At 62.4% G+C, this 24,607-nt stretch carries 18 protein-coding genes and 3 pseudogenes; 9 read left to right on the plus strand and 12 right to left on the minus strand.

The features are described from left to right. Positions 1-89: 89 nt before the first annotated feature. The 7 genes from BMZ69_RS28810 to BMZ69_RS28840 all read right to left on the minus strand — a co-directional run bounded on the left by BMZ69_RS28810 (position 90) and on the right by BMZ69_RS28840 (position 7,876). Positions 90-953 carry a rhamnan synthesis F family protein gene (locus BMZ69_RS28810; RefSeq protein ID WP_139219285.1) on the minus strand — a complete coding sequence of 288 codons (864 nt, stop codon included), beginning with the start codon at positions 951-953 and terminating at the stop codon, positions 90-92. A gap of 123 nt (positions 954-1,076) precedes the next feature. Then, the gene (locus tag BMZ69_RS28815) at positions 1,077-1,832 is read right to left on the minus strand and encodes an ABC transporter ATP-binding protein (protein WP_092163407.1); all 756 of its coding nucleotides are present in this window, start codon (positions 1,830-1,832) and stop codon (positions 1,077-1,079) included. A 7-nt stretch (positions 1,833-1,839) separates the two neighbouring features. Further along, positions 1,840-2,628, minus strand: coding sequence for an ABC transporter permease (locus tag BMZ69_RS28820; RefSeq protein WP_139219287.1), 789 nt, complete (start codon positions 2,626-2,628; stop codon positions 1,840-1,842). A gap of 329 nt (positions 2,629-2,957) precedes the next feature. Continuing rightward, positions 2,958-4,010 carry an acyltransferase family protein gene (locus BMZ69_RS28825; protein WP_092163408.1) on the minus strand — a complete coding sequence of 351 codons (1,053 nt, stop codon included), beginning with the start codon at positions 4,008-4,010 and terminating at the stop codon, positions 2,958-2,960. Further along, positions 4,007-5,254 (minus strand): glycosyltransferase family 4 protein, encoded by a 1,248-nt coding sequence (locus BMZ69_RS28830; protein ID WP_244543601.1) that lies wholly within the window; start codon positions 5,252-5,254, stop codon positions 4,007-4,009. The genes BMZ69_RS28825 and BMZ69_RS28830 overlap by 4 nt, the downstream gene beginning before the upstream one ends. Further along, positions 5,251-6,708 carry a class I SAM-dependent methyltransferase gene (locus BMZ69_RS28835; protein WP_092163411.1) on the minus strand — a complete coding sequence of 486 codons (1,458 nt, stop codon included), beginning with the start codon at positions 6,706-6,708 and terminating at the stop codon, positions 5,251-5,253. Before BMZ69_RS28835 ends, BMZ69_RS28830 begins: the two co-directional genes overlap by 4 nt. A gap of 94 nt (positions 6,709-6,802) precedes the next feature. Next, complete coding sequence (locus tag BMZ69_RS28840; RefSeq protein ID WP_175507030.1) at positions 6,803-7,876, minus strand: acyltransferase family protein; 1,074 nt, start codon at positions 7,874-7,876, stop codon at positions 6,803-6,805. Between the two features lie 151 nt (positions 7,877-8,027). On the opposite strand from BMZ69_RS28840, the gene BMZ69_RS28845 reads away from it, so the two are divergent. The 7 genes from BMZ69_RS28845 (at position 8,028) to BMZ69_RS31385 (ending at position 19,349) form a co-directional block, all read left to right on the plus strand. Further along, positions 8,028-9,029, plus strand: a complete 1,002-nt coding sequence (locus BMZ69_RS28845) for an acyltransferase family protein (RefSeq protein WP_092163414.1) — start codon at positions 8,028-8,030, stop codon at positions 9,027-9,029. Positions 9,030-9,040: 11 nt separating this feature from the next. Continuing rightward, the gene (locus BMZ69_RS28850; protein WP_092163415.1) at positions 9,041-10,891 is read left to right on the plus strand and encodes a class I SAM-dependent methyltransferase; all 1,851 of its coding nucleotides are present in this window, start codon (positions 9,041-9,043) and stop codon (positions 10,889-10,891) included. 222 nt (positions 10,892-11,113) lie between these two features. Next, a complete protein-coding gene (locus BMZ69_RS28855; RefSeq protein WP_175507031.1) occupies positions 11,114-12,574 on the plus strand; it encodes a calcium-binding protein in 1,461 nt (486 codons plus the stop codon). Between the two features lie 87 nt (positions 12,575-12,661). Continuing rightward, positions 12,662-14,317, plus strand: coding sequence for a glycosyltransferase family 4 protein (locus BMZ69_RS28860; protein ID WP_092163418.1), 1,656 nt, complete (start codon positions 12,662-12,664; stop codon positions 14,315-14,317). A gap of 212 nt (positions 14,318-14,529) precedes the next feature. Continuing rightward, positions 14,530-16,716 (plus strand): type I secretion system permease/ATPase, encoded by a 2,187-nt coding sequence (locus BMZ69_RS28865; RefSeq protein ID WP_092163420.1) that lies wholly within the window; start codon positions 14,530-14,532, stop codon positions 16,714-16,716. Further along, positions 16,713-18,188 carry an HlyD family type I secretion periplasmic adaptor subunit gene (locus BMZ69_RS28870; RefSeq protein WP_092163422.1) on the plus strand — a complete coding sequence of 492 codons (1,476 nt, stop codon included), beginning with the start codon at positions 16,713-16,715 and terminating at the stop codon, positions 18,186-18,188. The genes BMZ69_RS28865 and BMZ69_RS28870 overlap by 4 nt, the downstream gene beginning before the upstream one ends. 693 nt (positions 18,189-18,881) lie before the next feature. After that, positions 18,882-19,349, plus strand: coding sequence for a hypothetical protein (locus BMZ69_RS31385; RefSeq protein ID WP_139219289.1), 468 nt, complete (start codon positions 18,882-18,884; stop codon positions 19,347-19,349). Here the strand turns inward: BMZ69_RS31385 and BMZ69_RS32510 are convergent. Both BMZ69_RS32510 and BMZ69_RS28885 read right to left on the minus strand, forming a co-directional pair. Beyond that, the gene (locus BMZ69_RS32510; protein ID WP_092163426.1) at positions 19,309-19,524 is read right to left on the minus strand and encodes a hypothetical protein; all 216 of its coding nucleotides are present in this window, start codon (positions 19,522-19,524) and stop codon (positions 19,309-19,311) included. The two genes, BMZ69_RS31385 and BMZ69_RS32510, sit on opposite strands and share 41 nt — an antisense overlap. Before the next feature lie 4 nt (positions 19,525-19,528). Next, positions 19,529-21,122 (minus strand): annotated as a pseudogene (locus tag BMZ69_RS28885) (IS66 family transposase). Between the two features lie 102 nt (positions 21,123-21,224). Here BMZ69_RS28885 and BMZ69_RS28890 point away from each other — a divergent pair. Further along, positions 21,225-21,614 carry a transposase gene (locus BMZ69_RS28890; RefSeq protein ID WP_348272509.1) on the plus strand — a complete coding sequence of 130 codons (390 nt, stop codon included), beginning with the start codon at positions 21,225-21,227 and terminating at the stop codon, positions 21,612-21,614. Positions 21,615-21,812: 198 nt separating this feature from the next. Next, positions 21,813-21,986, plus strand: a pseudogene (locus tag BMZ69_RS32270) (transposase); the annotation flags it as partial. 59 nt (positions 21,987-22,045) lie between these two features. On the opposite strand, the pseudogene BMZ69_RS28900 reads toward BMZ69_RS32270, so the two are convergent. The 3 genes and pseudogenes from BMZ69_RS28900 to BMZ69_RS28910 form a co-directional block, all read right to left on the minus strand. Further along, positions 22,046-23,524 (minus strand): annotated as a pseudogene (locus BMZ69_RS28900) (IS66 family transposase). A 98-nt stretch (positions 23,525-23,622) separates the two neighbouring features. Continuing rightward, positions 23,623-23,847 carry an IS66 family insertion sequence element accessory protein TnpB gene (tnpB, locus tag BMZ69_RS28905; RefSeq protein ID WP_244543602.1) on the minus strand — a complete coding sequence of 75 codons (225 nt, stop codon included), beginning with the start codon at positions 23,845-23,847 and terminating at the stop codon, positions 23,623-23,625. Positions 23,848-23,974: 127 nt separating this feature from the next. Next, entirely contained in the window at positions 23,975-24,436 is a 462-nt protein-coding gene (locus BMZ69_RS28910; protein ID WP_092163429.1) for an IS66-like element accessory protein TnpA, read from the minus strand. Positions 24,437-24,607: the final 171 nt, after the last annotated feature.

Genomic DNA, 24,607 nt, shown 5'->3' on the forward strand with positions numbered 1-24,607 from the left:
GGGACATAGCCCTGCCCAGAGCGACCGATTTCTGGACCAATCGATGAATGCGCAGCACTTCTCCCGCGAACGCATCTGCGTGGAGAGTTCTAGAGGACGCGCCCGCGGGTGTCACGGACCGTATAGCCGCGTGACCAGGCCGCGATCGTGAAGCAGCGTTCGATGGCATGGTGTAGCGTGCCATCGAGCTGGGCTGCCTCCGGTTCGAAGGAAGCGGGCTGAAGCCGAAGCTCACGTAGCGGCTTGAGCGCCTTCGGCCTGAACCAGAACATCGAACCCTCAAAAAAGCCGAGCCTCATAGCGTCTTCCGCATTCATCGTCCTTGCAATGGTCAGGACGCGATCCCGATTGGCCATCCAATACACGGGGTCGGTGCGGAAGCAGTCTCTCCACCCAACCAATCCCGTTTCGGGCTCTTCAAACGCGTGCAGCATGCGATAGGTCGCGGAGCGCTCGCCACATAGCGAAGCAAAAAGCAGTTTGCGTCGCAGATCGCCGTCGAGCAGATGCGGGCTGCGCTTGGTATGAAGCTTCAGCACCGCGTCGAACGTGTCGAAGACGCCCGCAGAGAGTAGCGACAAGAAAGGTGCGATGTCGCGACCTCGGTTTTCACAAGGGTGCAGATGGATCTCGTCGAGGCCGCTAAGACGTTTTGCGAGTTCCGCCGCCTTGTCATGAGGAACAGTCAGATGGATCGGCACGGTCTGTTCGAAAACGCCACGCAACTCGATGATCTCTTCGACCAGGTCGAGGTAGAAGACATGTGCGACGAAAGCGATGTTCAGCTTCGGGGTGCGAGGCCGGGTGCCAAAGGCAGCCAATTCACGCCTTATCTTCTTGCCACCGTTGGATACGAAGAGTCGACCGAGGGTATTAGCCTTCAATTTCTGCCAATAATGTCGTGTGATAGCCAAAGCTCGGTGAGTTCTGGATAGATGCATGTCAGACGCCATGCTTGGCCCAGCCGAGATTGAAATCCGGGTTTCGATCTCGATTAGGTAAATGAGCCGCCTGCGAACCGAGTTCAAGACGGCCGCGAGGAAAACCGGCCTGCTGCTTATCTTCGCCGCGGCAACTCACTTGTCTTTGTCCGCCTTGTAAGCGGCGAGAACGGCTTCGGGTGAACCGTCCATCATCAGACGTCCGCTCTTCATCCAAAGCGCTCGCGTACACAGACGTTCGATCGTCGTGTTGTCGTGGGATGCCAGAAACATGATGCTGGCCTTCTCGATGAGTTGCTGTAGCCTCTTCTGCGCTTTCTCAGCGAAGGCGGCGTCGCCAGCGCCAATGATTTCATCGATCACGAGAATTTCCGGGTGCACCGCCGTCGAAACCGCAAACGCCAGGCGCAGCATCATGCCACTGGAATAGGTTCGGATCGGAAGCGAGAGAAACTCGCCGAGTTCACTGAACTCCTCGATGTCGGGGATCAGCGCTTGCGCCTGCTTGCGATTGAGGCCGAGCATGATGCCGCGCATCTCGATGTTCTCATAGCCGGTCGCGTCCGTGTCCATTCCCATCGACAGATCGATCAGCGATGACACGCGGCCAGAGATGACTGCACGCCCCGACGTTGGGGGATACACACGGCTCAGTACCCGCAGCAGAGTGCTTTTTCCGGCGCCGTTCCCGCCAACGATGCCAATGCGGTCTCCATCTGCGGCTTCAAAGCTGACTTCTTTCAGCGCGTTGACGACCTGAACACTGCTGTCGTGTACATCCTGCAATCCGCCGCCGACCGTCCGACGGAGGATCTCGCTTTTGAGAGCCCGGCCACGCGTATTGTAGATGGCCAATTCGACACCGGTTTTGTCGAGGATGATATGAGCCATTTTACCCTCAAAGCCAATAAACAATACGATTTGAATATTTTCCCGAGAAATATAATGCCAACAGCCACCCAAAGATGAGCAGTCCAAGCAAAATCAGATAGGAAGATACATGAGGTAAATTGCCCAAAAGTGGCTCTCGCACCACATCGAGCATGCTCGCGAATGGATTGAGGATCAGCACCGGGTGATCGAAGCGGAGCTGAGACGGCTTGAAAACGACCGGCGACACGAAGAATGCGATTTGGACCAAGCTAGCTACGATCTGAGGAATATCTCGAAATCGCGCCGATACAATCGCAAGAATATATCCAATCCAGGCCAAATTTATAATAACGATGAGAATACCCGGTATGAACAAAGCCATATGCCAATTCATTTGAGATCCAGTCAAAACGTAAAGAAATGGGAGTATGGTCAAGTTATGCGCAAATACAATGATGTTTCTAAAAATCGTCCGAAGTATATAGGTAAATCGTGGGAGTGCAACTTGACGGATAATATTCTCGTTGTCAGTAAAACCTGAGCAGCTTTCGATTATTGTGGTCGATATTAACCCCCACATTACCAGACTCGTGCCCAAGTGAGGGAGGTAGTCGGCCATCGACGTCCCAAACAGAGAGGCATACACGGCGCCCATGCCGAAAATCAGCACAGCCATGCTCAGCGTCAGCCAAAGCTGGCCGACTCGCGAGCGACGATAGCGACGCACGATGTCGTTCTTCGCCAGCATCCACCAGATGCGCCAGACGCCAAATCCGCCGGCCACGTCGGCGGCTCCTCGCATCAACAGAGCCATCAATACCTTCCTACGCGCCGATACGATCGGGCTATCTTCGGCGTCCCCAAAGCATAGACCGCAGCCGGTTGGCAAGTTTCCCATCGTGGTAAGCTTGAGAATAATAGCCTATATTTCCGCCTGTAGCCCGTGATGTTCCAGGCATCCCGCGGTGTTGACGGGAGGCAAAAGGGGGCGCGCCGGGTGGCCGCCACAGTTGCAAGATCGACCGAGACACCCGCGCCATCAATGCAGATGAACTTCTCCATAGCCAGAAAATCGCGTCGTGCGGCAGCCGCCATAGGCGGTCCGGCGCAAACAGCATACCATCGTAGCATGACTCAAAATCGTCATTTATTTCGAAGAAACGGCTTCTCGACCAGCCGCCAGGAGAGCCAGGCGATGGCCAAAACGATCGTGACCGTAGCAGCGGTCACGATCGAAAAATTGCTGCCGTTGTAATAGCGGGTCATCAGCAGATTTTGGATGGGATAGCCATAAAGAAAGGTGCCGTAGGACAAGTCGCCGACCCTGCGATACGCCGAGCTAAAGAAGATTTCCGTCTTGCCGACCTCGATCATAAGCAAGACCAGCAGCAGAATGATGCCCGCCCGGCTGAACTCCGGGCTCGGACCGAATATGATCAGGGCTGCGGGAACCGCCAGAAAAACGAGCCGCGCGCGGTCCGAAAGCGGCTCGCTCAGCGCATAAAGAGCGCCTGCTGCGAACGTCATGAAGAACCGCAGCAGGTTGAAAGCATTGTAGTAGCCAAAAAAAGCCTCGCCTTGGGGGGGCTCGTAAACCGAGATTCGATAAACGTAGGCGGTTATCAGTAAAAAAAGCACGATCGCCAGTGCGTTGCGAGCCAGCGCCTTGCGCGTGCCAGTCGCCAGCATCAGCGCTGCGCTAGCGAGATAGCAAAGCAATTCGTATTTGATCGTCCAGATGGAGCCATTAACGATCGGCCAGCGCGCGTCGACGAAAACGCCCGGCAATGTGAACTGGGTGGGAACCGTCAGGATCGGCGCGTTTAAGACGATGAATCGCCAAGTTTGGGCAGAGAGCCAATAGTCGCTCGCAGACAATGTCGTCAGCATAGCGCCAAACAGGACGCAAAAGCCGATATTGACGATGAAGGCTGGATAAATCCGCAGAACGCGTGCCTTCAAAAAGCGCCGTAGCGAAGGCGCCCGCAGCCAGCTGTGGCAGACGAGGTATCCGCTCAGGGCGAAGAAGATGTAGAGTCCCGTACTGGCAAGCGCGATACCCAGCGGACCCAGTGGGAGTTCAGGGTAGCCGGCCATGCCAAGCTGGTGGCTAATCAGAACGCAAAGCGCTGCAAACAAACGGATCAGATCGAATGAATTTTGCCGCTCGAGCGGGGTCTGGGCCGCCAGGTTCATCGCGAGCCGATCAGATGGGCGATCAGACCGAGCTGGCGCGGCAGGCAGTGCGAACGAAGATCGTAATGCGCAACGACGGTTTCGCGGGCGGCGCGGCGCATCTCGATGAAGCGCTCCGGCTTGGCAAGGGCTTCGCAGATCCTGTCGACGAGCCCCTGCCTGTCGAAAAAGTCGACCAGCAACCCGTTCCGCCCGTCGATCAGCACCTCCTCGACCGGCGCTGTGCGTGACCCGATCAGTAGGCAGCCGGACGCCATCGCTTCTAGCATCGACCAGGAAAGCACGAATGGATAAGTCAGATAAATATGCGCCGAAGACACCTGCATCACCTCTCGGAAGCGCGGCGTGTCAAGATGGCCGGTGAAATGCACAGTCTCTGGATCGAACGACACCTCGGCTAGCATACGCTTTTTGTAACTGTCGCCCTCTGGCAACTTGCGGCCGTAACTGGTGCCTTCCGACCCGACGATCAGGATTTCTGCGTCGGGATGTCGCCGCTGGATCTCGGGTAAGGCCCGCATAAAAATATGGAAGCCGCGATAGGGCTCCAGATTGCGGGCGACGAAGGTGACGATCTTCTGCCCGGCTTTCAGAACCTTGCCGCTGGGTGTGGTGAAGCTAGCATCGTCTTTCGGACGGATGGCCTGGGTGTCGACGCCCTCATGGATGACGGACATTTTCGACTGGATCCCAGTGGGATAGGTGCTGAACTGCCAACGCGTCGGCGTCAGCCCCCAGTCGCAGGCCTCGCCCGATAGCAGATTGATTGTGTTTTTGATGGGCGTCGCCAGCATCGTGTCGAGATCCGGCATATATTCGCTATCGAATCCGAGGTCCTGGCCTCTGCTGCGATAGAAAAACTCGAAATAAGAAAGCACCGGGACATCCGGGAAAGCTTCCTTGACGAGGAGCATCTCGCCCCAACCCGCATGGCCAATAACGATATCCGGCTTGAAATTGGGGCCGAGCTGCTGCTTGATCGCGCGAAAGACGGCCTGCCCATGGAGCACGCCGTCCTCCGCCGCGCGCAAATAAACGTGGCTGTCCTTATGGGGGCCGCGCGTTGTTTCGTAGCTGACCTTGGTCACGCCCTGGAGATGATTTGTTTTGTTGCGTGTGATGAAGACGACGCGGTGGCCATGGTCACGCAGATAGCGGCAAAGGTGCAGAAACTGGGCCGGCATATTCTGGTGGATGAACAGATAGGTGCGCTTCTGCGTCATTAGTTGTTCAACCTTGCTCACGAAATTATTCCGAGCTGTCGCCAGCTTCGACGCTGCTGCCCGATATCTGCAGCGGAGAGCTCGTTCTCGCTGTCCGGGACTGGCTCCCGGTTTGCGGCAGCTTTGACCTGCTCCGCGATTTCAAGGTCTTCCAGATCCGGCGTGGAGAGACAGATCGACAGGACGCTGCGCATTGCGGCGGGGACGGGAATGGCAGTGCCGATGACCGGGGATGCGACGAAGCCGAAACGCTGACGGTCCTCGCTCGTTTCGGTGATGGCCCGGTTCAGCCGCGCGGCCGCGCCGCCGGCTACGCCCGGCGCCACGCAGGGGTGGATCGCGCCCGTCTGCATGAGCACGGTCACGACCTCATGCAGTCCGTCGGGGCCACCCGCGATGGCACCGAGCGTTCGAGGTCCGAGGTCGAGCGCGTCGAAGATCGCGGCATAGACCGGCCTGCGCAGTTCTAGGGTCCCGAGAGGCACCGGGGCCTTCAGCGGGATGCTCCCCCGCGGCTTTGTCAGGGCGAAGACCGTATCGGCGAGAGCCTCCCCGCGCTCTCCAGCGTCAAGCCGCACAGGACCGCGCTGATAGACGTCCTTGCGGAACCGGCGGCCGAGCGCGATGTCCTTGACCAGTTCTCGCAGCGCTGGGTCGCGCTCGCTCTGCTGCAGCGCAGCCGCCTCGGGCGCGGCCGCGAATTTGGGGACATTGTCCGCAGGGCTCGCCGAGCCGATGAAGCTGAGCCTGCAACTGCGCAGTTCGCGATCGACATCGTGAAAGTAGAGCGGCTCCCAGTTGCCATTCAGATACTCATGCGCGAGATAGCGTGCATCCCGCTTCTCCAAATCCGTGAGCAGCGCCTTGATCGCCGCGTTGTCGGCGAAATAGCCGATATTCGTCGCCGCCAGCTCGCGGATCCGGCCGAACGTTTCGGTGGCCGCCTCGACGCCGCCTCGCGAAACCGCCAGATCGCGCAACAGCCGCTGGAAAGGCAAAAACTGGGCCCAGCCCACCATGCAGTTATACGACAGATACACCAGACCGCCGGCCTTGAGATGGCGTAGAATGATCTTGCGGATCGCCTCCCGCTGCGCAGGCCCGACCCAGCTGTAGACGCCGTGTAGGACAATGATGTCACAAGCCGGCAGGTCGTCGCGATCGACCAGTTCGTCAAAGCTTCGCTCCAGGAAAGTGACGTTGTCGAGTTCGGCGCGCTCTGCGAGCCGTCGGGCGCCAACGATCTGCGAGGGCATGAAATCGACCCCGACGAAGCGATCATCAGGATTTGCGGCGGCGAGAGCGTTCAGCGCAAAGCCCTGGCCGCAGCCAAGTTCGAGATATGTGAGGGGCCCCGGCGGCTCCGCGACGCCTTGAAGCCGGCACAATAGCCGCAGGAAGCCGGGAGCTAAATCTCTATAGAAGCCGTGCGTGTAGTCGACGTCGGTGACGTAGCCCTGTCCCCAGTCGTTCATCGGATGCTCTGATGCCTTTAGCTCTGCCGCTCGGCGCGCTGTAGCGTAACCGGCGATTCCGGTAAACCATCGCTTGGGCGTCCCGGACGGCCTTTCAGGATCTGCTCTCGTCGCGGCGGCCCAGAAGAAGTGTCGCCATGGGCCTTTCGAAGGCGGCAAAGCTTGCGAGCGACGCCGCCAGCACGAGGGCTAGAACGAGCGCGAGATGCAGGAGGGCGCCCGCAACCGGGCCGAGCGCTGCCACGGCTGCAGGCAGCGCCGGGCGCATCGCAACGATCACAAGCGGATGAAGGAGATAGATCGAGTAGGAGGCGTCGCCGAGACGGCTGACCGCGTGGCCGACCGCGCTGGGCGTGTTCGGCACCGAAGACGGTGTCAGCACGACGCCGGCAACGATAAGCGCCATCGGCAATCCCCAGGCCAGACTGCGCGGCGCAATTGTCGCCTGGTCGGGCAGTCCTGCCATGAAACCGAGGGCAGTGCTCGTCGCCAGGCCCGCGGCCCCCGCAGCGACCAGTGCCGCGCCTGCGGCGCGCGGGAGGTGCCGGCCGCTTAGGAATGCGGAGGCGATGGCGATGCCGAAAACGAAATCGAGCACGATCTCATGCGACCAATAGCGCAGGACCGGCGGCAGCGGCACGATGCCGGCGATCGCGACGGCGACGAGCAGGACGATGGCGACGATCCGCCCCGGACCAAGCCGGCACGAGCTCAGCGCGATTGCGAAGACGAGGTAGAACATCATCTCGAAATTCAAGGTCCAGCCGATGCCGTAAATGGGTGAGAGACCCGCGCCCGTGACCCCCGGAAAGGGTAGGAACAGCAGCGATGCCAGGATCCAGTCGGGCTGGAGGACCTGCCATTTTCCCTGCGCCATCTGCATCAGGAGATAGACGAGCGTCACCAGCCAGTAGAGCGGGACGATGCGGGCGAGTCTCCGGGCGAGAAACATCCGGCCCGCCCCCGGGCGACCGACCAGCTGCTGGCTGGAATAGACCATGATGAAGCCGGAGATGACGAAGAAGAGATCAACCCCCGCTGCCCCGGCCGCGATCCGGGGCACGAGCTCGATGCCTGCCCTGGCAGTGATGTCGCCGATGGCGTGCGCAAGCAGGACCGCGATTGCGGCGAAGGCGCGCAGCGCTTGAATGGCAGTGAGGCGGGCCACGAGGCACTCCGGAGATGCGGGCGCCGCGGCTCGCGAAGAGCCGCGGCGCCCATGTCTTGCGATCGGGGATCGCTCAAGGTAGTGCCAAGCTGTGAAACAGCTGAGCTCTCATCCTGCAACCCCCGAGCGCCGTCTTCCGGGCGTGGACGCTATGCGCGGGATCGCGGCTCTGTCGGTGGCATTGTTCCATTGGGAGCATATCGCATTCGCGACGCCGAACCCCGATCAGCTCTTTCGCTATGGTCTCCTGGGCGTCGAATTCTTCTTCATGGTCAGCGGTTTCGTGATCATGATGGTCGTGGCACGCAGGCCCGAGGCCGGCGAATTCTGGCTGGCGCGCATGGTCCGGCTCTATCCGGCCTATTGGGTGTCGGTGCTCGTCACGGCGCTCTACGTGCTCGCCGTTGGCAAATATGACCTCGCCGCGGTTCTGGTGAACGCGACGATGCTGCAGTCCTTTCTCGGCGTGCCGAACATCACCAACCCCTATTGGACCCTGGCCTTCGAGCTTTCCTTTTATCTGGGCATGACGATCGTCGTTCGGCTCGGAGCCACGGCGCGGATCGAGGCGATCGCGCTGGGCTGGCTCGCGGCCGGGCTGATCTACCGGATCGTCGCCCCCGGCGCGATGGCGTTCGACGCCGAAAGACCTTGGGTTCAGCTTGCCTATATCGTCGTCGCGCCGCAGTTCTCGCCCTTCTTCGTCGCGGGCATGATGCTCTATCGCTGGCGCGAACGGGAGATGGGTTCAGCGGGCCGCTTCGCTTTGTTACTCGCGCTGGCCACGACCTTTCTCGGCCGCGGCGATTTCGCCCAGGTCTCCGGGCCGGTCTACGGTCTGTTCGCCCTGGCGATGGCGACCGCGCTCTTTCTCGCCTCCGGCTTGTCGCGGGCCGGCACAGCGCTGCGTGTCTTCGCCTGGCTCGGCCTCGTCTCCTACCCGCTCTACCTGCTTCATTGTTCGCTGGCGAACCTGGCAGGACTTGCCGCGCCGGCCCTCGCGCTGCCGGCCTGGGCCGCGGTCCTGCTCTCGGCGCCGGTCTCGCTCCTGCTCGCCTGGCTCGTCCACGCGCGGATCGAGCGCCCTGCCCAGCGCTGGGGGCGCCGGCTCCTGTCGCGGCCGGGTGACATTCCCGCCCCCGTTCGTATCTGAGAGCCCATTGCATGACCGCCGCCCCGGCTGTAGCCCCGACCGATCTCAATGCGTTCCTGTCGCCTGCCTCCTTCTGGTGGCCGGAAAACATCCAGCTCTCGGCTTGGCTCCAGCATGGCCCCTTCGCCTTTTGGCTGACGCAGGCGCTGAAGCCTCGCACCATCGTCGAGCTCGGGACGCATCGCGGCTATTCCTATCTGGCCTTTTGCCAGGCCGTGCAGCGGCTTGGGCTCGAGACGCGCTGCTACGCCGTCGATACGTGGCAGGGCGACGAGCATGCCGGTCAGTATTCCGACCAGATCCTCCATGAGTTGAAAGCCTGGCACGATCCGCGCTACTCGGCGTTTTCGCGCCTGGTGCGGGCCCGCTTCGACGAGGCCGCCCCGCATTTCGCCGATGGCAGCGTCGATCTGCTTCATATCGACGGGCGGCATTTCTACGAGGACGCCAAGGAGGATTACGAGACCTGGCTGCCGAAGCTCTCGGAGCGGGCGGTGGTGCTGTTTCACGACACCAATGTGCGCGAGCGTGATTTCGGCGTCTGGAAGCTCTGGGCGGAACTGGCGCCGACGAGGCCTTCCTTCGAGTTTTTGCACGGTCACGGCTTGGGTGTCCTGGGGTACGGACCGGAAATCCCCCGAGAACTGATCGATTTCTTTGCGGCCGCCGCGGCGCGGCCGGAGGAGGTTCGCGCGATCTATTTCCGGCTCGGTGGCGCCATCGAGGAAAGCCGCAAGCTCTCGGCCGCCGCCCGGCCCGCACCAGCGAAGCCCGCGACCCCGGCTGCAGAGCCCGCGGCCCCGGCGCTCCACATTCATCTCGCGGCGATGGCCCCGGCCTTTCTCGACGCGCGCACGCATCTGCCGCTCAAGGAACTCGCCAAGGCTCCCGGCACAACCACATCACTGTCCGAGCGCAAGATTGAGCTGCCGCGGCTTCCGGTTGAGCAGCCCAAGATCGCGGTCCTGCAGCGCGTCTCGATCGGCGACCGGGCGGCGTGGCTTCATTCCATGCGCCAGATGATCGGCGCCGGCTGGATCGTGGTGGCCGAGCTCGACGACCACCCTGAATTGCTCGCGGCCGTCCATAAACGCGCGCTGCAGGAGGAGTCATGGGATTTCGTCCGCCTCGTCCATGCGGTGCAGACATCGACCGAGGCACTGGCCGACGCAATCCGCCCGCATAATCCCGAGGTCGCGGTTTTTCGCAACGATGCTTTCGCGCTGCCGCAACCGGTCCCCGCCCGTGGCGACAACGCTTTGCGGGTGTTCTTCGGTGCCTTGAATCGCGAGGGCATCTCGGCGCAGGTCGCGGCCGCGCTCGCGCCATATGCCGCGGCCCATCCCGACATCGAATTCGTCGTCGTCCACGACAAGGCCTTCTTCGAAGCGCTCGGACCGGTGCGCAAGCATTTCAGCCCCGCTTTGCCTTATGACGCCTATCTGGCGACGATGGCGCGTTGCGACATTGCGCTGATGCCGCTGGAGGGCGCCGCCGGCGAACGCTTCAAGAGCGACATCAAATTTGTCGAAGCCGCGAGCCGCGGCCTCGCCGTCATCGCAAGCCCGGTTGTTTATGGCGAATCGGTGCGAGACGGTGAGACCGGCCTGATCGCCAGCGATCCCGCTGGCTTCGCCCAGGCCTTGGCGCGTCTCCATGGCGAGCCTGGCCTCCGGGCACAACTCGGCGCCGCGGCCCGCGCCGAGATCGCGCGCGCACGTCGCTTCGACCCCGCGCCACGGCTCGACTGGTATCGCGATCTCTGGCGGCGGCGCCAGCCGCTGACTCAAGCCTTCTCCGAACGGGCGAGCCTCTTCGGCACGGAACCAGCTTCGCACCTTTCAACTGCGGCTAAGCCCTAAGTCGGCTGTATAAGCATTTAATCGGGGTGTGGCCGGGGCGTCACAGTGGAAAAACCTGCTAAAATCGAGATGATATCGGTCTTGCCCCCCGCCTCTTGGTAATGTACCACGACTATGATCTCAGGGGGCCGCGACAATCAAGGCGTTGGCGCTCGCTGGAGACGGCCTGACGGGCAGCTGCTCGAAGGGCACAAAAAAGCGCCACCTTTCGGAGGTTTGGAAATGGCTTATACGTTTACGGGTACGGCGGCGGCCGACGTTTTCGCGGGCGACAACTCTGGCGGCAGCGCCGTCGGTCTGGCCGGCAATGATCAGCTCACGGGCGGCACCGGCAACGACGTTCTTTACGGCAATCAGGGCAACGACTCCCTGGTCGGTGGTGATGGCACGGACATCATCTATGGCGGCACGGACGATGACAGCATCGTCGGCGGTGTCGGCAACGACCAGCTCTATGGCAATGAAGGCCAGGACACGATCCTCGGTGATGACGGCGATGATACGATCGTCGGCGGCCAGGATTCGGCTGACGGCAACGACAATCTCACGGGCGGCAACGGCAACGACGTGATCTTCGGCAACGGCGGCAGCGATGTCATCAGCGCCGGCGCTGGCAACAACACCGTTGTGGGTGGCGTTGGAGCGGACAACATCTCGGCCGATGTCGGCAACGACTTCATCTTCGGCAACGAGGGCAACGACACGATCTCGGATCTTGGTGGTGCGAACACGATTTATGCCGGCCAGGGCGATGACTCGGTCGTTGGCACGCTTGCCGGCAACGATCTGATCTATCTCGGCGAAGGTGCTGACACCGTTGCCTCTAATGCCGGCAACAACACCATCGTCGGTGGCGTTGACTCGACCGACGGCGCTGACGTCATCACGACCACCACCGGCAACGACCTGATCTTCGGCAACGGCGGCAACGACACGATCGATGCTGGCGCTGGCAATAACACCCTGATCGGCGGCGCGGGTAACGACTCGATCGTTGCCGCTGGCGGCAACGATTTCATCTACGGCAACGAAGGCAATGACGTCATCGCCTCTGGCGCTGGCAACAGCACCGTCTTCGCGGGCCTGGGTAACGACTCGGTCATCGGCGGTGCCAATAACGACCTCGTCTACGGTGGCGAAGGCAACGACTCGATCATCGGCGACGCCGGCAACGACACCATCTACGGTGGAGCGGACTCGGCCGGTTCGGTCGACGGCAGCGATATCTTCAGCGCCGGCGCTGGCAATGACCTCATCTTCGGTGGCGCCGGCAATGATAGCATCACTGGCGGCACGGGCGTCGACACCATGAGCGGTGGCGCTGGCAACGACCTGTTTACCGCTGTTGGCGGTGACCAAGGTGGTGCGAACAGCTCCGACATCATCACGGACTTCAATGCTGATCAGGACAAGATTGCGACCGGTGTCGCAGCGACGTTCTACCTCGGCTTGAACACTGTGGCTGGTGGTGACCTTGACACCCAGGCCAACGCCGCTGTTGCGGCTGCCTTCGGAGCCGGTGGTGGCGCCGGTACTATTGCTGCCGCAACGTTCACCTCAGGTTCGGACACCTTCGCGGTGGTCGATATCGACGGCAGCGGTACTTACACCACTGCTGGCGATTACCTGGTCCGCGTCACCGGCTCCACCGGTACGTTCGACAAGGGCGACTTCATCGCGTGATGATGTCCGGCGGCTTTCGCCGCCGGATCCAGCAACGGCGACAGAGGGGGCGGCTTCGGCCGCCCCCTTTTCCATGAGGTGGTCCCGATGCAATTCGCGCTGACCTATGCGCCCAATGTCTTCGACACGCGTGGCAAGCTGATGGGCCGGCAATCCGCCGGGCTCGGCTTCCTCAGGGCGGCCCTCGAGGCTCAGCCAGAGCGCATCTGGTGCTACGCCCTGAACCGCCAATCGGCCGAGCTTTTCGGCCGGGACGCACAGGCACTGAGCTCGACGCCGCCGGAGCTCCGTTTCATCCCTTGGAGCGAGCCGGCGAAGCTGGCGCAGGCAGGCCTGCTTTACCGTGCCGATCCAGGCATCGGGGACGATGCCTGGCGGCGCCAGCAGATGGCGGCGCCGCGCAGCTACAGTCTTTGCGGCGTCACGCACACATTGTCCTCGCAGGGCGCGATGACGACGCTGGCGAACCTGCCGCTGGCCCCCCTGTATTCCTGGGACGCGCTGATCTGCACGTCGACCGTCGCGCGCGACGTCACGCGAGCCCTGCTCGAGACCCAGATCGAGCATCTGCGCGCCCGCCTCGGTGCGACCCGCTTCACGCTCCCGCAGCTGCCGATGATTCCACTCGGGGTTCACGGTGCCGACTTCGTCTTCTCCGCCGACCAGCGCACCGCGGCCCGCGCAGCGCTCCAGCTGGGCCCCGACGATGTCGCGGCCCTTTTTGTCGGGCGCCTGAGCTTTCACGCCAAGGCCCATCCCATGCCCATGTTCCTGGGGCTGGAACAAGCAGCCCAGCGCACAGGAAAGCCGATCAGCCTGATCCTCTTTGGTCAGGCGCCGAGCGAAGCCGTTGCCAGTGCATTCGAGTCCGAGGCGCGCCGCTTCGCCCCGTCTGTCCGGCTCCTGCGGCTGGACGGCGCCGACGACCTCAACAGGGAGCGGGCCTGGGCGGCCGCCGATCTTTTTACGTCGCTCTCCGACAATATTCAGGAGACCTTCGGCCTGACTCCGTTGGAGGCCATGGCGGCGGGCCTGCCCGTCGTCGTCAGCGACTGGGACGGCTACAAGGATACGGTGCGTGACGGCGTAGACGGGTTCCGCGTAGCGACCCACATGCCGCCGCCGGGCGCAGGCGCGATCCTCGCCGATCGGTTCGACCAACATGTCGATAACTACGACGTCTATGTCGGCTCGGTCAGCCAGTTCGTTGCAGTCGATGTCGAGGCGGCGGCCGACGCCTACGAAAAACTGGTCGCTGACCCGGAGCTACGCCGGCGGATGGGCGCGGCCGGGCGCCGGCGCGTCGCCGAGCTGTTCGATTGGCGTGTCGTCTTCAGGCGCTACCAAGCCCTATGGGAGGAGCTGGCGGAGCGCCGCCGCGCTGATCCGAACACGACGCCAGAGCTTGCGAACGCCCGCCGGCCCGACCGGCCCGACCCGTTCGCGCTGTTCAGGACGTATCCGACCAGGGCGCTGTCTTGGACGAGCCGCGTGCGACTGAGGCCGGGGATCGAACCCAGCGCTGCCGGCGACCGTCGCGTGCTCGCTTCGGTCAACTACAGCGCCCCGGTCTTGCCGCCGGAGGCTCTGGTCGCGCAGATTCTCGCCACGCTCGAGAACGAGGCGGCCAACCTGAGCGCCATCGCCGCCGCTCATCCCGATATGCCCCGGACACAGCTCTTTTTGGCAATCGCCTGGCTTCTAAAGATGGGCATCGTCACCTTAGAACCTGAGAAAGGTTGACGAGGTCAGTCATGCACTCTTCAACATTAAGGATTTGGCGAGAGACTCCTAAGCTCAACTTCGCCACAATCTCCCCATAGGGCAGCTCGCTGGGGCACGGCGCCTTTGTCATCAGGGCTAACCGTAGTACAACTCCCTCCACGATTGCGGATGTTGAAGTTCGGCGCCGTCCGTCCGAGGGGCGCCGATCCGTTTGTTTGGGTTAGAAATCGATGCCGTCAAGCGCCGTTCAATCTCAAGCCCAACCTGCGGCTAGCCAGGCCGCACCTTCGGCTGCGCCCGACAGCGGCCTTGCCGCCTTGGCGCTGGTCGCCGCTTTCCATCGCGTCGCTTGCGATATCGGTCAGGTTCGGCATGAGCTCGGTATCGGTAATCGTCCCGCGAGTGCGGTGGATTTGGTTCGCGCCGGCCGGCGGCTGCGCCTGAAGATCCGCAGATCCTCGCGCACGAGCGTCGCGTCCCTGCAGAAAATGCCGTTACCGGCGATCCTCGAATTGAAGGATGGTCGCTTCGCGATATACGGGCGTCTTCATCAAGATGGCCGCATGCGCATCGTCGATGCGGCGAGCCGCGAGGCGCGAAACCTCACTGCCGATGAACTCGAGGCCGAGTGGTCCGGAACGGCCATTCTGATTACGAAACGCTTCACACTGGAGCAGGTTCCCGGCAATTTCGGCCTTCACTGGTTTTTGCCTTCGCTGTGGAAGTATCGCCGCGCACTCAGCAGCGTGCTCGTCGCTTCGCTTTTCGTGCAGCTTTGCGCGCTGGCTACCCCGCTGCTGTTCCAGATCACCATCGACAAAGTGCTGGTTCACCGGGGTTATTCGACCCTGGTCCTCGTCGTGGTCGGACTTATCGGGCTCGGCGTCTTCCACGTGTCCTTGCAGTGGCTGCGAACATATGTCTTGGCGCACACCGCAAGCCGGATCGATGTCGAGCTCGGAGCCAAACTGTTCGATCACTTGCTGCGGCTGCCGCTCAGCTATTTCGAAACACGCGCGACGGGCCAAACGGTTGCGCGCGTGCGCGAGCTCGAGAGCATCCGCAACTTCCTGACAGGGCAGGGGCTCGCATCCGGGCTCGATCTGATCTTCGCGGTCATCTTCATCGCGATCCTGTTTATGTACTCGCCTTTCTTGGCGACGATCGCGGTTCTGTCGCTGCCTTGCTACGTGATCATCGCGGCTCTGACGCGGCCCTCCTTGCAGGCGCGTATGAAGGAGAAATTCGAGAAAGGTGCGCTGAGCACGCAGTTTCTAGTCGAATCGATCGTCGGCGTGCAGACCGTCAAGGCCATGGCCGTGGAGCCTGTGCTGCGCGCTCAATGGGAAGAGCGCTTGGCAGCCTATGTGAGGTCATCCTTCAACGCGCTGTCTGTGGCCAACACGGGTCAGAACGCGATTCAGTTCGTAACCAAGCTGACCACGGCTTTGGTGCTTTACTTTGGAGCGCAGGCTGTCATCCAAGGCGATCTGACAGTGGGCGCTTTGATCGCCTTCAATATGATTCTGAATCAAGTGACAGCCCCTGTGCTGAGGCTCTCTCAGCTTTGGCAGGACTTTCAGCAAGTTAAAATCTCCGTCGATCGACTTGGCGATGTCTTGAACAATTACCCTGAAAGTTCTGCTCTTGTTCAAGCAAACCTGCCGACTCTGAAAGGCGACGTTCAAATCAAGAATGTCACGTTCCGCTATCAGGAAGGTTCGCGTGAAGTTCTGAGCAATGTCAGCTTGAAGATTCCGGCCGGACAGGTCATCGGCATTGTTGGGCCGTCTGGTTCGGGCAAATCGACGCTAACGAAACTCATCCAGCGACTTTACGTGCCGGAACGTGGTCAGATCATGGTCGATGGGATCGATATCGCGCAGGTCGACCCTGCCTCGTTGCGGCGGCAGGTCGGCGTCGTGCTTCAGGAAAATCTGCTGTTTCATAAGACCGTTCACGACAACATCGCGCTCGCGAACCCCGCACTGTCGCGGGCTCAGGTGATCCAGGTGGCCAGGTTGTCGGGCGCCGACGAATTCATCACGCGTTTGCCCCTCGGTTACGACACGATGATCGAGGAGCGCGGTGCAAACCTGTCTGGCGGACAGCGTCAGCGCTTGGCGATTGCGCGCGCACTAGCCATGAATCCGCGCATCCTGATCTTGGACGAAGCGACCAGCGCGCTGGACTATGAGAGCGAGCGCATCATTCAGGAGAACATGCGCCACATCGTGCGCGGGCGAACGGTGATCGTCATCGCGCATCGCCTCGCAGCGGTCCGCGGCTGTGATCGTATCATTGCGCTACAAGACGGAAAAATCGTCGAAGACGGGTCTCATCGCGAGTTGCTTGAGATGCCGACGAGCCTCTACGGGCGGCTGTGGCGAATTCAGGCTGGAGAGGTTGGCGAATGAACGCGCTGGTCCGACAAGACAACTTCAAAAGCAGCGCCAAGGGGCTCGCTCTGGTTCCGAAGCGCAGCACGGGCTTCGAGCGCGAGGATCTCGAGTTCCTGCCCGCGCATCTGGAGATCCTGGAAACACCCGAGTCGCCGCGCGCCAGTTGGATGCTGTGGTTGCTGTGCGGCATTCTGGCGGCGCTCATCGCCTGGAGTTGGTTCGCTCATCTCGATATTCACGCTATTGCCCAAGGTCGCATTCAGCCTAGCGGGCGCTCGAAGATCCTCCAGCCAATCGATCCTGGTCGGGTGCAGGCGATCTACGTGACAAATGGCTCGCACGTGAAAGCCGGCGATCTTCTCATCGAACTCGATCCGACAGAGGCCGAAGCGGATCGTACCGCGGCTGTCCAGGAACTGCAGGCCATCGACGCCGAGATCATCAGACGGAATGCGGCTTTAGCCGCCGCGCGTGACGATGCTCCTGAGCAGGCCCTTGAATTTGCGTCCAACGTCAGTGCGGCGTTGAGAACGCGCCAAGAAACGCAGCTGGCGGCTGAGCTCGGCCAATACAGGGCGCAACGCTCGACGTTGCAGGCGCAACTCGCGGAGCGTGTGGCGCAGCGCGAGCGATTGGTCATTAGCATCACGGCCCGCGAATCGCTCATGAGCCTCCTCAACGAACGCGCCCAAATGCGCGAGACGCTGTTGTCCCGCCAAGCGGGCAGCCGGGCGTCCGTCATCGATGCCTTGCAACTGCTCGCCGAGCAACAAACCAGCCTCGCCTACGACAAGGGTCAGCTGCTCGAGAACGCAGCCGGTCAAACCTCCCTCAGTCGGCGTATCGAGCAGCTCAAGCTTGAGTTTCTGGCAACTCAGACCGGCAAGATCACAGACGCCGAGCGCCGACGTGATGAACTCCGGCAAACCGTCGTCAAGGCTACGTCGCGGCTAGACCGAACAAAACTCTTTGCTCCAACTGACGGGGTCGTCCAACAACTAGCGGTAACCACGGTCGGACAAGTTGTGACCACCGGGCAGCCGGTTCTGGTTGTGGTTCCTACCGAGGGAAAGCTAGAGGTCGAAGCGCTTATACAAAACCGGGACATCGCATTCGTAGAACTCGGGCAAGCGGCCGTGATCAAGGTGGATTCGTTACCCTTTGCTCGCTATGGTTTTATTCCGGGTGTCGTGCGTCGCATTTCGCCTGACGCGGTTGATGAAAGGGATGCGGGAATCACCGACGCTGCGTCGGCGGCTCGGTCTAACAACTCCGGCACGGGGACCGGCACGAGCCGAGTTCAGAATCTGGTTTTTCCGGTGACGGTGGAACTGGGCCAGAATCATATCGCCGTCGACGGTAAGCCGGTTTCGTTGTCTCCAGGCATGATGGTGACAGTCGAAATTCGTACCGGTTCTCGCCGCGTGATTGACTACATCCTGGCGCCGCTGAGAGAGACCGCTTCTCAAGCAGGAACTGAGCGCTGACCCGCTGGACTGGCAGACTCATTTGTCGATCGTCACCTTGACGGCAAATCAAGCGGTTGGGGGAGCTCGTTCGGGTGCTTCAATCGCCGAGCAAAGGCAGGTAATGATCCAGCGGCCTTGTTCGCTTGCGAGGCCAGGTAAGTGACGTCTCCCGCGTCGGCTGTGCTGGCATACAAACTTGGGGATAGGCGCTTCAGAAACGAGAGTTTCTTTTGCGTGTACGTTGCCTGCGCGATCCGGCCGATCGCTATCGATCGAACAAGCGCGCTCTTCCCGGGCACCGAAGGCTGACGTGTTTGAACACGTCCTGGAAACATCCGTCAGCGACGCTGGAGCCCTTGGGTGAAGGCGGGCGTGCGAGCATCGCGAATTTTCAGAACACGCTTGGAGAGACGCAACCCGAGCCGAGCATCGCGTTGCGAGACTAGATCGTCGGACTTGAAATCGGAATCGCGGGATTCCCTTTGGTGCGGCTTTGTGATTCACCGTTTTGGAGGCGGATCATGGGTCGCAGCTATTCGAACGATCTTCGTGAACGGGTTGCCAGCTTGGTCGCGGCGGGTCATTGGCGTCGAGCGGCGGCGTGCCATTTCGGGGTGAGCGAGAGTTTCGCGGTGAAACTGCTTCAGCGCGCGGCCCGGCTGAAGACGTTGCGTCCGGCCCGCCGGGGACGGCCGCCCGGCAGCAGGTTGGATGAGCACCGCGTCTTCCTTGGTTGCTCAGGTGGAAGCCACGCCCGACATGACCATGCCGAAACTCGCCGCACGGCTGGTGCAGACGACAGGGACGCGCGCGGCACCGGCGGTCCTGTCGCGGTTCCTGTGCCGGTTGGGCTTCACATATATAAAAAAACCGCTGATGGCATCGCAATGCGCACGCGTGGACATCGCGGAGCAGCGCAATCTCTGGATCACGCGCCGACAGCCGCTGATGCGGCTTGAACCTCATTGGCTCGTCTTCATCGACGAGACCGCGATCAATACCAAGATGATCAGGCTGCGCGGTCGCAGCCTGCGCGGAAAGAGACTGCCTGCCTCGGCGCCCTTCGGACACTGGCGAACCCAGAGCTTCATCGTCGGCCTGCGCTGCCATGTGAGCATTCGGCGCGGGCCGCGGGAGTTCAGCTTTCGGTCGAGGGCTGATCGGCAATCAGATCCCTGAGGGTTTCGAGACCGCGGGACGTAAAGGCCATGGTCTGGCGTCCATCCGTGTCATGGATCCAGACGAGGCCGTCCTCCGGATACATCTGGTCGGCGAGTGCCCAGAGCCGATCTTCGGTTTCGCCCAGCATCTGGGCCGCGAGCGCGATGGTGAAGATGTTGGCGTCGGCGGCCATGCCGTCAGGCGGCTTCCAGGCGATCGGGGGGGCCGGTTTGCCAGTTCCACGGCAACAGTTCGGCAAGCCGGCCCTAGGGTACCCCTGCGATGCGGGCGACCACGTCGGCAAGCCAGGCCTGTGGGTCGCCGTCGTTGAGCTTCGCCGTTGTGATCAATGTCGCCATGGCGGCTGCGCGCTCGGCGCCTCGGTCGGAGCCGGCGAAGAGCCATTCCTTCCTTCCCAAGGCGAAGCCGCGCAAGGCGCGCTCCGCTGCATTGTTCGACAAGCAGGCACGGCCGTCATCGAGGACGGTTGTAAAGCCGTTCCAGCGCCGGAGCATGTAATCGATCAGCTTGGCGACCGACGCCGAGCGGGACAGCTTGAGGTGCTGCTCGCCGAGCCAGGCGTGCAGGTCATCGACCAGCGGCCGGCTGAGCTTCTGCCTGGCGCCGCGGCGCTCCTCCGCGCTCAAGCCGTTGATCCCGCGTTCGATCTCGAAGAGAGCGTCGATGCGCTTCACCGCCTCCAATGCAATCGGCGACACCGGCGCCGCGCTTGGCCCGCGCAGCGCGCTTGCGGCGATGTCGGCAAGGTCGAAGAAGCCCCTCCTGGCATGTGACCAGCAAAGCGCCGACGTGACCGATCCGCCCGGACGCGCGGGATCATACAGACCGTTGTAACTGCCGTAGGCGTCGGCCTGGAGGATGCCCCGCCAACCCGCGAGTTGCGCGTCCGGATGCTCTTGCCGCCTGTCGCGCGAGGCGAAGTAGAGGGCCGCCGGCGGACCGGCACCGCCGAAGGGGCGATCGTCACGCCATAGGTCCAGCTCCGGCCCGGATCGGTCTTGCCCTTGGCCAGGATCGGCACGGTGGTGTCGTCGGTGTGCAGGCGCTCCGCCGCCATGACGTGCCGAACGATCAGCTCATGCAGCAGCTTCAGCGCCGCAGTCGCCGCGCCGACCTGGTCGGCGAGAGCGGAGACCGAGAGGTCGATGCCCTCGCGGGCATAGCGTTCGCTTTGCCGGTTAAAAAGGGCTGATGCTGCCCGAACTTCTCAAAGAAGATTGTCGCCAGCAGGTTCGGCCCCATGAAGCCACGCGGCGTCACATGGAAGGGCGCCTGCGGCTGAGTGATCGCCTCACACTGGCGGCAGGTGAACTTCTCGCGGACCGTCTGGATCACCTTCCAGGATCGCGACACGATCTCGAGGGTCTCGGTGACGTCCTCTCCGAGCTTCGACAGTTTCATTGAGCCGCAGCAGGGGCAATTGGTCGGCGCCGGCACGATGACGCGCTCACGCGGCAGGTGCTCGGGGAAGGGCTTGCGAGCGGGCCTCCGGCGTGGAGCGGGCGCCGGCAGTGATGCCAGGCACGCAATCTCCTGCGTCACGATCTCATTCTCGGTGGCTCTGGCCTCCAACTCGTCGAGCTGGAGCTCCATCCGGACGATGAGTCGCGCCGTGCGCTCTGAGCGCTGGCCGTAGAGCTCGCGTTTGAGCTTCTCGATCATGAGCTTAAAATGGGCGATTGTCGCCTCGACGGAGGAAGCTGCGGCCTCGGCCTCCCACCGAGGTGATCACCTCCACTCGCGACATGGACATCTGACTGCTCCTAGGATTACCCCTAGGATTTCAGGTCATCGCCCCACCTCCGCAAGGCGGCCTTCGCCGGATGGGTACGCCGCTATGGCCTGACTGCCCCATAGATCGTCAATAGGGCAATGGATCGCATCGCCTTCTATCTCTATCTCAAGACCCAGCTCGCTCCCACGCTCTCGAAGGGCGACATCGTCATCCTCGACAATCTCGCCGTCCACAAAAGCGACCACGCCGCCAAATGCCTCGCCGACAGGGGCGCCTGGTTCCTCTTCCTGTCGCCCTACAGTCCCGATCTCAATCCGATCGAAATGGCCTTCGCAAAACTCAAGGCCATCTGCGAGCCGCCGCCGCACGGACCTTCGACGCACTCTGGAAGGCCGTCGGAGATGTCTGCCAACTCTTCTCACCAGCCGAGTGCCGAAACCTCTTCAAACACGCAGGGTATGCGCCCGATTAAATGTCCGAGGCTCCAGAGAGACCTGTGCGCGGGTCTGCGGAGATGGCGCTTTTGATATCTGCTTCCGTTAGGCTTTCCGAGATGGAGAGCGACGATGGCGCATCGTTCGATCGGCCAGGAGCAGCTTGGCTTTGTGATCGGCGCGCGGAGCGTGTCGTCGCTGGACGAGCTCGACGGCCTGATTGATTGAAATCCTGTCGCGGAGTTGCTCAGGCCGCTCTATTCGGCGACGAAGGGTGAGTTGGCCCGGCCTCCCCTGGCAATGTTCAAGACCCTGCTGCTGTCGGTCTGGTATGATCTGTCCGATATGAAGCTGGCCGAGGCGCTCGATGACCGCGCCTCGTTCCGCCGCTTTTGCGGGTTCTCGCGCTCCGAGGCGCCCCCCGGAGCGCACTGCCTTCGTGCGCTATCGTGGAAAGCTGGTTGAGCACAAGCTCGGACCTTGTTCGAGACTGCGACAGCCCAGCTCAAGGGTAACCGCTGTTTTCAGGCCACGGCCTTGAGCGGCTGAGGCGCGTAGGCCCATGGCAGCAGGTCGTCGAGCTGGCTTTGCGGGTGGCCAGCGACGATGCGGGCGATGACGTCGGCGAGATAGGCTTGCGGGTCGACACCGTTGAGCTTGCAGGTTTCCACCAGCGAAGCGATGACGGCCCAGTGCTCGCCGCCGCCGTCGGAGCCTGCGAAGAGCGCATTCTTGCGGTTCAAGGCGATCGGTCGGATAGCACGCTCGACCACGTTGGAGTCGATTTCGATGCGGCCGTCGTTGAGGAAGCGACTGAGGCCGGCCCATCGCGAGAGTGCGTAGCGGATGGCCTCGGCGAGTTTGCTCTTCTGGCTGACGAGGCCGAGCTTCTCCCTGAGCCACGGCTCCAACGCCGCGACAATGGGACGGCTTCTGGCCTGCCTGGCGGCCTGACGTTCCTCGGCCGCGCGGCCGCGGATTTCGCCTTCGACCTGGTAGAGCATCGCGATGCGCGCGAGGGCTTCCGTGGCGATCGGCGCCGGGCCTGATTGGGCGAGCTCGTAGAACTTGCGCCGGACATGACTCCAGCAGAACGCCAGGCTCACCGCGTTGCGCTCGGCCAGGAGCCTGTAGCCTGCGTAGCCATCGACCTGCAGCACGCCGGCGAAGCCTTGAAGAGGCCGGATCGGCTGCTCGGCCTTGCGGTCGGGAGCGTAGATATAGGCCACGCCCGGCGGATCGCCGCCGCCCGAGGGACGGTCGTCGCGAGCATAGGCGAAGAGCTGGCCGGTCTTGGTTCGGCCGCGGCCCGGATCGAGCACCGGCGCCGTGGTCTCGTCGGCGAAGAGCTTGGTCGATGCCTTCAGTCGCTCGAACAGACGCGCATGCACGGGCCGCAGGAGGAAGGCTGCCTTGCCGACCCAGTCAGCCAGGGTCGAGCGGTCGAGGTTCATGCCCTACCGGGCATAGATCTGGGTCTGCCGATAAAGCGGCAGGTGGTCGGCGTATTTGGAGACGAGAACGTAGGCGACGGTCGCCTCGGTCGGGATGCCGCCCTCGACGAGCCGGGCAGGTGCCGGCGCCTGGACCACCACCTCCTCGCAGGCACGGCAGGCGTATTTCGGGCGGCGCGTCACGATCACGCGGAACTGGGCAGGGATGATATCGAGACGCTCCGAGACATCCTCGCCCATCGCATGCAGCGCACCCCGGCAGCACGGGCAAGCTTTCTCCTGGATGTCGATGATCTGCTCGCCCCGCGGCAGGTGCGCGGGCAGCGACCCGCGGTTGGCACGGCGCTTCCTGGCCCGGTCGGCCCGTTTGCCAGGATCGGCGGCCTCCTCGCCGGCAAAGCCGTCGGCCTCGATCTGCTCGGCCTCCTCGAGCCCCAGCAGCAACTGGTCGACTGGCAGGCTCTCGGCCCGGCGGCCGAAGCGATGGCGCTGCAACTCCTTGATGATCTGTCGCAGCCGCTCGTTCTCGGCTCGCTCCTCCGCGAGCATCGTCCGAAGCGCGATCGGATCATTGGTCGCTGGTTTGGCCGCGTCGCTCACGAAGCCGATTCAATCATGGATTACAGTGGCTTGCCAGTACCGAACGATCAACTTGCGGCGATTGGAACGCGCGTCTGGCGCCGCTCATGCACCCGGCGCCAGTCCAGGCCTTCCAGCAAGGCTTGAAGCTGCGCCGCCGTCAGCCGCACGACGCCGTCGGCAATCGTGGGCCACTGGAACTTGCCATCTTCCAGCCTCTTCGAGAACAGGCAAACGCCCGTCCCATCGAAGTAGACCAACTTGATCCGGTCGGCACGCCGCGCCCGGAACACATAGACCGCGCCGGAGAACGATCGGCGCCCATGCTCTCGCGCACCACTGCGGCCAGGCCCTCCGCGCCCTTGCGGAAGTCGACCGGCTTCGTCGCGATCATGACGCGGACCGCGCCGGTCGGACCGATCACGACCCGCCTTTCAGCGCGCCGATGACCGCGGCGATCGCCTTCGGGCTCGCCCCCGAGCCGATACGCACCACGACGCCGTCAATCTCAAACTCGATCCCGTCGCTGGACCCGCCGGAAGCGCGTCGCGTGCGACGACGACGCTTGGCAGACTGCCGGGCCGGCTTTGGCTCCGCGACCGCCGCTTCGATCACTGCCGGCACGAACATCGACGCGGATCGTGGCGACACCGTCTCGGATGCGCGACGCAGGAGGCGGCGCCAGCCGAACAACTGCTGCGGCGACATCGCATGGCGGCGCGCGACATCGCTCACTGTGGCGCCAGGCTCGTAGCTTTCCGCCACGATCCGCGCCTTGTCGTCGTCCGACCAATCCCGCCGGCGTCCCGCTCCGGTAAAAACCTCGAACCGCCGGACCGGCTCATCCGCGCTGGTTTTAAGCGTATGCTCTGAAATCGTCATGTGTCGAAGCCCTCACAGGCTTCCAACATCGACCCTCAGATCTCCGGCGGAAAGGTGCGCTCGGCGTACCGCTTACGCTCAAGGCCAGGGCGGTCACGGTCAAGACCGGCACGATGGTTGATGCCACGGTCATCGCCTGTGCGAGCGAGGAGGACAATGATGGCCGATGGG

Origin of the sequence: Allobosea sp. CRIB-10 (assembly GCF_900112185.1) — a bacterium.
In the GTDB taxonomy this organism is placed as follows: Bacteria; Pseudomonadota; Alphaproteobacteria; order Rhizobiales; family Beijerinckiaceae; genus Allobosea.